The organism is Streptomyces hokutonensis (assembly GCF_042751305.1).
In the GTDB taxonomy this organism is placed as follows: domain Bacteria; phylum Actinomycetota; class Actinomycetes; order Streptomycetales; family Streptomycetaceae; genus Streptomyces; species Streptomyces hokutonensis_A.
In genome coordinates, this window is the sequence record NZ_JBHYWD010000001.1 from 615,341 (window position 1) to 626,786 (window position 11,446).

The window sequence follows — 11,446 nt, forward strand, 5'->3', positions numbered from 1 at the left end:
TAGCGAGTCCTCCGATCACTCGCAAACCCGTCGCGCGGGCCGGTGTTGTTGTGTTTTGTTCTCAACGCACCCTCCCGCCCCCCGCGCCCCGCCCCCCCGCCCGCCCCCCCCCCCGCGCCTCGGTCAACCGTGCCGCTCGCGCACCTACTTGAAGGACCGCAGCCGAAGGCTGTTGGTCACCACGAAGACCGACGAGAACGCCATCGCGGCTCCAGCGATCATCGGGTTGAGCATCCCGAATGCGGCGAGGGGGAGTGCGGCGACGTTGTAGCCGAAGGCCCAGAAGAGGTTGCCCTTGATGGTGGCCAGCGTGCGGCGTGAGAGGCGGATCGCGTCTGCGGCCACGCGCAGGTCTCCGCGTACGAGGGTCAGGTCGCCCGCCTCGATCGCCGCGTCGGTTCCGGTACCCATGGCCAGGCCCAGGTCGGCGGTGGCGAGAGCGGCAGCGTCGTTGACACCATCACCGACCATCGCGACCGTACGGCCCTCGCTCTGCAGCCGCTTGACGACGTCGACCTTGTCCTGGGGGAGGACTTCGGCGATGACCTCGTCGATGCCGACGGCCCTGGCAACGGACTCGGCGACGAGCTGGTTGTCGCCGGTCAGCAGGACCGGCTTCAGGCCCAGCCGGCGCAGTTCGGCCACCGCCTCGGCGCTGGTCTCCTTGACGGCGTCGGCGACGGTGAGCACGCCGCGGGCCTCGCCGTCCCAGGCGACGGCGACCGCTGTACGTCCCTCGGCCTCCGCCGCGGCCTTGGCCTCGGCCAGCTCCTGGGGCAGATCGATCGCCCACTCCTTGAGGAGCCTCCCGCGGCCGACGAGTACGGCGTGTCCGTCGACGACGCCCTGGACGCCGAGGCCGGCGACGTTCTCGAAGTTCTCCGGAACGGGCAGGCTTCCCACCAGTTCGGCGGCACCGGCCGCGATGGCCTGGGCGATCGGGTGCTCGGAGGCGTGCTCCAACGCGCCTGCCAGCCGTAGCAGTTCGTCCCTGTCCACGCCCTCGGCTACGTACACGTCCTGGAGCTGCATGCGGCCCGTGGTGACCGTGCCGGTCTTGTCGAGGACGACGGTGTCGACGCGGCGGGTGGACTCCAGGACCTCCGGGCCCTTGATGAGGATGCCGAGCTGAGCACCGCGGCCGGTGCCGACCATGAGGGCGGTCGGGGTGGCCAGGCCCAGGGCGCACGGGCAGGCGATGATCAGGACCGCGACGGCCGCGGTGAAAGCAGCGGTGGCGTCGCCGGTGACGACCAGCCAGGTCAGCAGGGTGCCGAGGGCGATGAGGATGACGACGGGGACGAAGACGCCGGAGATCCGGTCGGCGAGCCGCTGTACCTCGGCCTTGCCGTTCTGCGCGTCCTCGACCAGCCTCGCCATGCGCGCGAGCTGGGTATCGGCGCCGATCCGGGCAGCCTCGACAACCAGGCGGCCTCCGGCGTTGACGGTCGCCCCCGTCACGGCATCGCCGACCGTCACATCAACCGGCACGGACTCGCCGGTCAGCATGGAGGCATCCACCGCCGACGCACCCTCGACGACGGTCCCGTCGGTGGCGACCTTCTCGCCGGGTCGTACGACGAAGTGGTCACCGACGCCCAACTGCGCGACGGGAATGCGTACTTCCCTGCCGCCCCGCAGTACGGAGACGTCCTTCGCGCCCAGCTCCAGCAGTGCCCGCAGCGCCGCACCCGCCTTGCGCTTGGACTTCGCCTCCAGGTAGCGCCCGGCCAGGATGAACGTGGTCACACCGGCCGCGGCCTCCAGGTAGATGGAGGAGGAGCCGTCGCTGCGGGAGACGGTGAACTCGAAGGCGTGCCGCATGCCCGTCATGCCCGCGTGCCCGAAGAACAGCGCCCACAGCGACCAGCCGAACGCGGCGAGTGTGCCGATCGATACCAGTGTGTCCATGGTCGCGGCGCCGTGCCGCGCGTTCGTCCAGGCGGCCCGGTGGAAGGGGAAGGCACCCCAGACGACGACGGGAGCGGCGAGGGTCAGCGACAGCCACTGCCAGTTGTCGAACTGCAGGGAAGGAACCATCGCCATCGCCACGACGGGCACGGTGAGCACCAGTGACACGAACAGACGCTGCCGCAGGGACATCAGCTCGCCGTGCGCCGCCTCGGCACCCTCGCTCTCGTGGGTGGGGGCGGAAGCGGGTGGGGGCGGTTCCTCGGCGGTGTAGCCCGTCTTCTCGACGGTGGCGATGAGCTCGGCGACCTCGACACCCGCCGGATAAGAGACCTTCGCCTTCTCGGTGGCGAAGTTGACGGTCGCGGTGACGCCGTCCATGCGGTTGAGCTTCTTCTCGATGCGGGCGGCGCAGGAGGCGCACGTCATGCCGCCGATGGAGAGCTCGACCGCGTTGGCGGGCGCGGGTGCCGCCTCGGGGACTGCCTTCTCGGGAGCCGTGCTGGTCATGGGCGTATCTCCAGGGGGAGGCCGGGACGCACGGCGTCCGTATCAGCGGAGCGGTACGTCCCGGCGCGGGGAGGGATTCGCAATGCCGGGGAGGGCCCCGACGGAGTCGTCAGGCGCGGCCGACGAGTTCGTACCCGGCCTCGTCGACGGCGGCACGGACGGCCTCCTCGTCGAGCTGGGCGGTGGAGGTGACGGTCACCTCGCCGGTCTTGGCGACGGCCGTGACCGCGGTGACGCCGTCCAGGGCGGAGATCTCCTGGGAGACGGCGCCCTCGCAGTGGCCGCAGGTCATGCCGGAGACCTTGTAGACGGTGGTGACGCCGATGCCGTGGACGTCGACGGTGGTGCCGGAGCCGCAGGAACCGGTGCCGCAGCAGGAGTCGGAGTTCGTCTCGGTGGTCATGGCTCATTCCTCAGGTGTGGATGCATGGGGTGGTTCGCCGGGAGGGGTGTCGTTCCTGGCCTATCCGCCAGAGGGCAACGGTATACCCCCTAGGGGTATTCCGCCACCTGTGGCGCTACACGCGCGGCTTCATCCGGTGGACGCACATCTCCCTAACGTACTTAGTAGAACCTGCGGTTTGGAATGGCGACTTCGCATCGAGGCGCGGCCCGAACTCGGACGGTGGCGCGCATGCCCCTCGACGCCTCAACTGACGTTCAGTGTGCCCCTCATGTTCGTGTCGAAGGTGCAGTGGAAGGCGTTACGACGGGCCTTCGGCAGCGCGGTTGAACGTTCTGGACCTGCCGCCGGAGACGCTTCCGGTGCCGAAGGTGCTGCCCTCGATGCTGTGACGGAGTGCCTGGAGTCCTTGTTGGTGAAAATCGCGGCAGAGCCACGTCAGGGGTGTGTGGACAGCGCCCGCCGACGTCCCGCGCTGGGGATCACGGGCTTCGAGTCCGCCCGGGCACCTGGATTGCGCTGATCCGTTCTCGGGCGTCCTGGACGCCGAATACGAAGCACCTTCGAAGGTGCGGGGGTCATGGTGATGTCGACGCCCACTGCGCTGCTCTGCGCTCCGGGCGGATGCGTGCTGTCGCCGTCGCGCCGATCAGTCGTCCCCGACTGTCACGCGACCATCATGAGCAGCATCGTGGACATGGTCCCGCCCATGCCGACGTGCGCCGCCAGCGCCGCGTCCGGCGTGGCTCCCGGCTTGCGGCGCCGACCGTGGCCGGACCTCTGCGCCATCCCGCTCCTGTCCCACACCGAGATCGTCAGCGATGCCAGGAATACGAGCACTGTGTCCGGCATGGCGAGCAGCCAACGGCCCCAGCTGAACTGTGAGCCGGCATCCCCGCCAGTTCGGTCGGTGCCCCGGACCCTTGCCCACAGGGACGCGCCGACCGACATCAGGAAGTACACGGCGAGCGTCGCGATCACGAACCGCCATACGGAAGAGGACCCGCTGTCAGTAGCGGCCTGCGCCATGTCGGCCATGTCCATCCCTGGCATCGACTCCATGCCGGCCATCTGGTGCGTGCTCGTCGTGCTTGCCATGTTCTCCATACCCGGCATGTTCGTCATGGCGGAGCCGCCCAGGGCGAGCACCGGTCCGGACGACGTGGTCGTCATGGCCAGCGTCATGATCACCATGCCGGAACTCCCGACGACGAGATGCACCCAGTGGCGCCCGTGCTTCCATCCGTACGTGCGGGTGTGCTTGACCGCCATCGCGGCGGCCCCGAGCCCGAGGAGGGCGAACGCCGCCGCCCACCACAGGCCGTAGCCCGCGTACCAGCCCACCGTCGCGGGCAGGGCCATAGCGGCCATGCACAGGCCCATCAGAAGGTCGCCGCCCGCCGCGAACCGAGTCTCACCGTCGGTCGTCGCCACTCGGACCACGCTGACGGCAGCCACTAGGACGGCGATCCCCGCCACGGCCCAACTGAGCGCCAGAGTTCCCATCTTCACCTTCTCGATCGTCCGAGCGCGGCGGGTCCGCTCCGCCGACGCCACCTCGTCGTACGGACCGCCCTGGGGTAGTCGCGTGGGCATTGACTGCTAGGCCCCTTAGTACGTTGAGTGGCCGGATGGTGTTCAGGCGACCGGTGGGATTTCGCGTCGGGTCCGGCGGCCCGGACCGCTGCTGGGGTGGCCCCCGTGAGGGGCGCGTCGGTCGGCGCTGCTAGCGCCCGCCACCGTGCTCGTGGGCGCGGACCCGCTGGTCTCCGTAGCGCACCATCTTGTACGTGATCACGCCGATGGGCGCGGCCTCTTCACACTCCTCCTGCTCGCGGACGCCTCGCCGCCGGGCGGCGGCATCGTCGCCCGTACGAGGTGCTGGCCCCGCTGACCCTCGCCGCCGGATTGCTGGCGCTGGTACGGCCCTGGTCTGCCCCTTCGAGATGGACGCCGTGGCCTCCCTGTTCGGCGGGCGGCTGGTCGCCACCCACTGCGGCCTGTACAACCCCGTCTCCGGCATCGCTATCGCCCTTGGCAACCTCGCCGACACCTCCGCCGGCCAACCCAGGCTCCTGTGGCGGGCGTTGAGCGGGGTGGGTGCCGCCTGCCCGCCGCCGTAGCAGCGGTGACCCGCACTACGGGGCGGTTGCGGCCCGCCGACCCCCGGACGGCAGCTGAGCCGGCCGCCGTGGGCTGATCGTTCAGTGGTTGTGGATGTGCTGCCCCACCCCGGTGGTCATTGCTAGAGCTTGCCGAGGAGGAATTCGTCGATGAGGGCGGCGGTCTCGTCGGGCTGGTCCTCGGTGACGAAGGGGCCGGAGTCCTCGATGATGCGCAGCCGGGCGTCGGGGATGAGGCCTGCGAGCCGCTCGCCGTGGGCGAGGGGGAAGAAGTTCTGGCGGGCCCAGGCGATGAGGGCGGGGTGGGGGAAGGTCCGCAGGCCCTCGGCCGCTTCCTTGGTGAAGGTGGTGGAGATGGCGCGTACCAGGCGGGCGAAGTCCTGCCGGGTGGTGGGGTGTTCGCGGAGCGGGCCGGTGTAACTGGCCATGATGTCGGCGGGGATGGGGCGGCGGGTGAGCAGGCCGAAGGCGATGGGTAACCGTTGGACGGTGCGCAGCCGCATCGACTCGGCGAGGATCTTGAGTCCGGCGGGGGTGCGGCCGAACACCTGCAGGTGGCGGATGGGCAGCGGCAGGAAGTTGTCGAAGGCGTCGCAGGGAGTGAGAACCAGGGACCCGATCTTTTCGGGGTGGCGCGCGGCCACGGCCTGGCAGATGGCGCCGCCGGTGTCGTTGCCGACCAGGGCGGGTGCCTCCAGGCCGAGCGCTGTGATGGTGCGCTGGACGAGGTCGGCGAGGCCGAACAGCGTGAAGTCGGTGCCCGGACGCATGGGCGCGGTGTGCCCGCCCAGCGGCCAGTCCGGGGTGATGCACCGGTAGCGGTCGCTCAACCGCGCGACAACGCCGCGCCAGACGTCGGCGTTGGCGATGATGCCGTGCACGAACACGATGGGCGGCCCTGTGCCCGTCTCGTGGTAGCGGATCACTCCCTCGGGGAGTTCGACGTCGTGCATGGGGCCCAGTTCGGAGACTGCGGTGGCCATGGCTACTCCTTGGTCTCTGCGGTGGGATCCGCGGTGGTGGTTGTGGCGGTGTCTGCGTCCGCGGCGCTGGTCAGGAGCCCGGGGGTGATCAGGTCCAGCAGGGAGTCGGCGGCCCGCTCCGGCGGCCAGGCGTGGCCGGCCCGCATGTGCAGGTAGGTCCTGGTGATCACGTTGAACAGCAGCGTCGCGGTCTCCTCGGCGTCGAGGTGCGGCTGCACGCTCCCGTCGGTCTGGCCGTCCTGGAGCAGTCGGCGGAACGGGGCCACGTAGACGTCCCGGGTGGAGCGGCCCGTACGGTCGCTCTCGCCGAAGTGGAAGACCGGGTCCGGCACGGTGGAAAGTCCCGTGAGCAGCCGGAGGTGTTCCTCCACCACCGCGCAGGCGGCGCACAGCGCGCGCAGCAGCCGGTCCCCGCCGCTGCCCGGTGCGGTCATGGCCGGCCAGATGGCGGCCTGCCAGGCCTGCGCGGCGCCCACCACCAGGGCGTCGACCAGTACGTCCTTGGTGATGCCACGCCGGTAGAGCGTCACCCGGGAGATCCCCGAGGCCTCCGCCACGCGTTCCAGAGTGAAGTCGTGCCAGCCGTGCTCGGCCAGGACCTTGGCGGTGGCGGCGAGGACCGCCTCGTCCAGGACCGGACTTCCGGTGTTCGCCGTGCTTGCCACGTGGCCCCCCAAGGATGCAACACTTGCGTTGCAATAACGATACACACCTAGTTCAGGAGTGGGCGATGGGTACGTGGCAGCACGGTGCGGCCGCCGCACTGTTCGGGGTGGGAACGGCCGAAATCCTCGCGGCGCTGTGGCAGACCGGGTCACCGGTGGACGCCGCGGGCAAACTCGTCGTGGACAGCGGCCCCCGGCCCGTGGTCGAACGCACCGTCAAGTACTTACGTGCTGCGGACAAACCGGCGATCCGGGCACTGGTCGCCGGAACGGCCGTCGGGGCCGGTGCGGTACTCGGCCGGGCCGACCGCAGCCTCCCCAGGGACCTGACGGTCACCGCCGCGGGTGCGGTGGGCTCGGCCCTCGCACTGCGGCGACGGGGCGCGTCGGACCCCACCGGCGGTCCCCAGCCGGCCCGGGCGCTGAGCGCGGCCGCGGCGGGAGGCCTGGCCACACTGCTGGCGCTGTCCGCGCCCCCACGCGGCGCACCCGCCCTCGCGCTGCTGGGCGGCGGCGCACTGACGGCGGCCTTCCGGGCCCGGAAGCGGCAGTTGTCCCGGCACGACGCCACAAGGGGAGCCGGTGAGCTGAAGGTGGCGCGCCCGCTGCCGCCCCCGCGTGACGGTGCCGAGTCCTGGGCCGGCGTCAGCCCGCTGATGACCCCGCCACAGGACTTCTACGTCACCGATGTCGCCATGCGGCCGCCGCTGGTCGACCCGGACACCTGGCAACTGGACATCACCGGCGCATGCGCCTCGCCCCTGCGGTTGTCGTACGCGCAGTTGCTCGCCAGGGACCTGGTCGAGTTCGACGCGGTTCTTTCCTGCGTCCACAACCGACTGGGCTGGGGCCGGCTGGGCAACCAGCGCTGGACGGGGCTCCCGCTGCGGGACCTGATCGACGAGGCCGTACCGCACGCCGCGGCCGGCTTCCTGGTGACCCGCGCCACCGACGGCTGGGAGTGCACCCTGCCGCTGGACCTGGTGCGCACGCTGGACGCCTATGTGGTCGTAGGCATGGCCGGACGCCCGCTCAGTGCCGCGCACGGCTTTCCCGCCCGGGTGTTCGTGCCCGGCATCTACGGGCAGTTCACCGGCGCCAAATGGCTGACCGAACTGCGCCTGACCGAGCACCCGAACCGGGACTACTGGCTCCCGCGCGGCTGGCCGCGCGAGCCGGTGCCGGTACGCCCCACGGTACGTATCGACACACCGGCCGCAGGCCGCCTGCCGGGCACCCCGGTGGTGTGCTCAGGAGTGGCCTGGGCACCCCCGCACGGTGTCGAGGCGGTCGAGGTGAGGGTCGACGGCGGCTCCTGGCAGACCGCCGAACTCGCCGCCGAACTCGCCCCCGCGGCCTGGCGTCGCTGGCGACTGCCGCTCTCCCCGCCCCCGGGCCCGCACACGATCCAGGCCCGCTGCGCAGGGCGGGGCGGAGTGCTGCAGAGCGCGGTTCCCCGCGAACCGTTCCCGACCGGTGCCTCCGGGTATCACACGGTCGCCGTCACCACGACGGCCTGACACAGCCGCAGCAGGGCGGTGCCCGGCCGCATAACGGCCGGGACAGCGATGCCGCGTACGAGCGCGGCATCCACGGGCACGGGCAGAAGGCGAGAAACGCCCGCGTCTCGGGGCAGCGCGCACGGCGCAGAGCGGCCCCGCCGTCCCCAACTCGCCCTCCGCCGCGATTTCTTAACGTTCTGCTGCATCGCCCCTTGGCTGCCGCTGCCGATGGCGTCCCTAGCGTGGAAGACGCCGACGACACCGCCGGTGTACGCGCACATCCCGCCGCCCCTGCCCCGGAGTGCACCTGACATGGCCGACCACAGCGACAACACGACTGTCCCCCCGGATCACCGGCCGGTACCGTTCGTGCGCCCCAACAAGTGGTGGATGCTCGCTGCCGTCTCGGTGGCGACGTTCATGCTGCTGCTCGACGTCACCGTCGTCAACGTGGCGCTCCCCGACATGCAGAAGTCCCTGGGGGCGAGCTTCTTCGACCTCCAATGGGTCGTCGACTCCTACGCGTTGACCCTCGCGGTGTTCCTGCTGGCCGCCGGGACCCTGGCCGACCAACTCGGCCGCAAGCGCGTCTTCGTGATCGGCCTGGGCATCTTCACCGTGGCGTCGCTGCTGTGCGGGGTGGCATCCAGCCCCCTGACGCTCAATCTCGCCCGGGCCGTCGAAGGCGTCGGCGGAGCCGTCATGTACGCGGTGTCACCCGCGCTGATAGCCAACGACTTCCACGGCAAGCAGCGCGGCATCGCCTTCGGCATCTCCGGAGGTGTCACCGGCCTGGCGGTCGCCGTCGGCCCGCTGCTCGGCGGCGCGCTGACGGCAGTCAGCTGGCGGTGGATCTTCCTACTCAACGTGCCTATCGGCCTGCTGGTCGCGCTGGTCATGGTCACCCGCGCCGCCGAGTCCCGCGACCCCGAGCGCAAGCGGATCGACTGGCCCGGCCTTGCGCTGTTCTCCACCGCGCTCGCGCTGCTCGTCTTCGGGCTCATCCGTGGCGAGTCGCAGGGGTGGACGCATCCGCTGATCATCGGTCTGTTCGCCGGCGCCGCCGTCCTGATGACGGCCTTCGTGGCAGTGGAGCGGGTACGTCCCGATCCGATGCTCGACCTGGCCCTGTTCCGCAACCGGTCCTTCAACGGACTGTCCATCGCGACGCTCGCCGCGAACGCGGCACTCAACGTGGCCATCCTCTTCCAGGTCCTGTACATGCAGTACGTCCTGGGGTTCTCCGCCTACGGCACCGGGGTCCGCTATCTGCCGCTCACCGTCGCGGTGTTCATCGCGGCGGCCGTGGCGGGTACCTACTCGACCCGCATTCCCGCCCGGCTGCTCGTCGGGGTCGGCTGCGTCGCACTGGGCATGGGACTGCTCGCGACCGACGGCCTCGACACCAACTCCACCTGGACCGATCTGCTGCCCGGCATGCTGCTCGCCGGTTTCGGCGCGGGTGTGTTCAACCCGGTACGTGCCGCCGCCGCCGTCGCCCTCGTCCCGCTGCGCAGGGCAGGGATGTCCTCCGGCATCAGCGAGACCTTCCAACAGGGCGGAGTCGCGCTGGGCGTCGCGGCACTCGGCTCCGTGGCCCACAGCCAGACGAAGGAGAACTTCGCCGCGGCGATCAGCGCCTCCGGCGAGCTCACCGGCCGCCAGGCGAGCGAACTCGCGAAGATGGTCTCCGCGGGCAGGCTGACCGAGGTCGCCGGCACCGTGCCGGCCGCCCAGCGCGCCCTCGTCGCCCGGACCGCGAACGACGCCTTCATCGCGGGCCTCGACATCGTCATGCGGGTCGGCGGGATCGTCGCGATCGCCGGCGGGATCCTCGGCTTCGTCCTCATGCGGCAACGCGACTTCCCCGACGAGTCCCCAGTACCCGGCCCGGAGCAGCCCGGCGCGGATCAGCCCGCCGAGCGAGCGCCCGCCCGCTGAAGAAGCGCATCCCGAACAGCACCACAGCCCATCCACCCCCGGAAGAGGGATCCCCGCCATGAGCCGCTATCTCGTCTACACCGCCCCCGGAAGCGGACACATCTACCCGCTGATCCCCACCCTGTCCGAACTGCGGCGGCGCGGCCACGAAGTGATCGTCTACGCCGAGGAAGCGGGCCTGGAGACTCTGCGCCGGCAGGGATTCGAGGCCGACGCGATCCACCCGGCCATCGAGCGCCGCGAGGACGACACCTGGAAGGCCCGCACTCCCATCGGCGCCCTGCGCCGCTCGGTGGCGATGTACTCCGACCGGGCCCGCTACGAGGTCACCGACCTCCAGGAGGCCGTACGGAAGTGGCAGCCGGACGCGATCGCGCTGGACAACAACTGCTGGGGGGCAGCCGCGGCGGCGCAGGCGTCCGGGCTCCCTTGGGCGCAGATCGCCACGTTCCTGCTGCCGCTGACCACCAGGGACGCGCCGCCGTTCGGACTTGGGCTCACGCCGCCGACCAGCTGGGTGGGCCGGCTGCGTGACGACATACTGCGGCAGAGCGCCGTCCCGCTGTTCGACATCTCCCTGCCGCCGATCAACAAACTGCGGCGCGGCCTGGGCATCCCGCGCGTCAAGCACGTACCGGACCTCTACATGACGGCTCCTCTCATCCTGTCCTACACCGCGGAGCCGCTGGAGTACCCCAGGACCCAACTGCCCGCGTCCGTAAGGATGGTCGGGCCCAGCAGCTGGGATCCCGCCGCGGACGAGGCCGAGCCGGAGTGGCTGGCCGCGATCGAGCGGCCGATCGTCCTCGTGACGGTCTCAACGGTGTTCCAGGACGACGCGAAACTCATCCAGACCGCCTTGGACGCGCTCGCCGACGAGCCCTACGACGTCGTCGTCACCACCGCCTCCACCGACCCCGACACCTTCCGCGCGCCTGCCAACGCCCACCTCCACCGGTTCGTGCCGCACAGCCTGGTCCTGCGGCGGTCCGTCTGTGTGGTGTCCCACGGCGGGATGGGGATCACCCAGAAGTCGCTGCTGGCCGGTGTCCCGGTGTGCATCGTGCCCTTCGGCCGTGACCAGCTGGAGGTCGCGCGCCGGGTGCAGATCGCGGGCGCCGGGACTCGGCTGCCCGCGGGACGGCTGAACGCACGCCGACTGCGTGACGCGGTGCGCGAGGCGGTGACGAAGAAGGCCGCGGCCGAAGATGTCGCGACCCGGCTGCGGAGCGCCGGTGGCGCGGACAGGGCGGCCACCGAGCTGGAGGGACTGCTCGCTGGTCCGGTGGCCGGTTCGTCCTCGATCGCCGGACGGGCGGGGGGGGTGGGCAGGCGGGGCGGCGGGTCGCGGGCGGGCGGGGTGTGGGGGGGCGGGGGGTGGGGTGTGTGGCGCGCGGGGCGGGGCGGG

General features: G+C 71.0%; 9 protein-coding genes. 4 read left to right on the forward strand and 5 right to left on the reverse strand.

Annotated elements, in window-relative coordinates:
- Positions 1-144 precede the first annotated feature (144 nt).
- The 3 genes from ACFXC1_RS02800 to ACFXC1_RS02810 all read right to left on the reverse strand — a co-directional run bounded on the left by ACFXC1_RS02800 (position 145) and on the right by ACFXC1_RS02810 (position 4,420).
- Positions 145-2,421, reverse strand: coding sequence for a heavy metal translocating P-type ATPase (locus tag ACFXC1_RS02800; protein ID WP_381237829.1), 2,277 nt, complete (start codon positions 2,419-2,421; stop codon positions 145-147).
- A 109-nt stretch (positions 2,422-2,530) separates the two neighbouring features.
- A complete protein-coding gene (locus ACFXC1_RS02805) occupies positions 2,531-2,824 on the reverse strand; it encodes a heavy-metal-associated domain-containing protein (protein ID WP_381237832.1) in 294 nt (97 codons plus the stop codon).
- Positions 2,825-3,490: 666 nt separating this feature from the next.
- A complete protein-coding gene (locus tag ACFXC1_RS02810) occupies positions 3,491-4,420 on the reverse strand; it encodes a DUF5134 domain-containing protein (protein ID WP_381237835.1) in 930 nt (309 codons plus the stop codon).
- A gap of 350 nt (positions 4,421-4,770) precedes the next feature.
- On the opposite strand from ACFXC1_RS02810, the gene ACFXC1_RS02815 reads away from it, so the two are divergent.
- Entirely contained in the window at positions 4,771-4,947 is a 177-nt protein-coding gene (locus tag ACFXC1_RS02815) for a hypothetical protein (protein ID WP_381237838.1), read from the forward strand.
- A 122-nt stretch (positions 4,948-5,069) separates the two neighbouring features.
- On the opposite strand, the gene ACFXC1_RS02820 is transcribed toward ACFXC1_RS02815, so the two are convergent.
- Both ACFXC1_RS02820 and ACFXC1_RS02825 read right to left on the reverse strand, forming a co-directional pair.
- Positions 5,070-5,930: an alpha/beta fold hydrolase gene (locus ACFXC1_RS02820; RefSeq protein ID WP_381237840.1), complete on the reverse strand. Its 861-nt coding sequence runs from the start codon at positions 5,928-5,930 to the stop codon at positions 5,070-5,072.
- Between the two features lie 2 nt (positions 5,931-5,932).
- Positions 5,933-6,595: a TetR/AcrR family transcriptional regulator gene (locus tag ACFXC1_RS02825; protein ID WP_381237843.1), complete on the reverse strand. Its 663-nt coding sequence runs from the start codon at positions 6,593-6,595 to the stop codon at positions 5,933-5,935.
- Between the two features lie 65 nt (positions 6,596-6,660).
- On the opposite strand from ACFXC1_RS02825, the gene ACFXC1_RS02830 reads away from it, so the two are divergent.
- From ACFXC1_RS02830 to ACFXC1_RS02840, 3 genes are all read left to right on the forward strand, one after another.
- The gene (locus ACFXC1_RS02830; protein ID WP_381237845.1) at positions 6,661-8,115 is read left to right on the forward strand and encodes a molybdopterin-dependent oxidoreductase; all 1,455 of its coding nucleotides are present in this window, start codon (positions 6,661-6,663) and stop codon (positions 8,113-8,115) included.
- A 294-nt stretch (positions 8,116-8,409) separates the two neighbouring features.
- A complete protein-coding gene (locus tag ACFXC1_RS02835; RefSeq protein WP_381237848.1) occupies positions 8,410-10,038 on the forward strand; it encodes an MFS transporter in 1,629 nt (542 codons plus the stop codon).
- Positions 10,039-10,096: 58 nt separating this feature from the next.
- Positions 10,097-11,446 (forward strand): glycosyltransferase (locus ACFXC1_RS02840; RefSeq protein ID WP_381237851.1); only part of this gene is annotated, 1,350 nt, incomplete at its 3' end.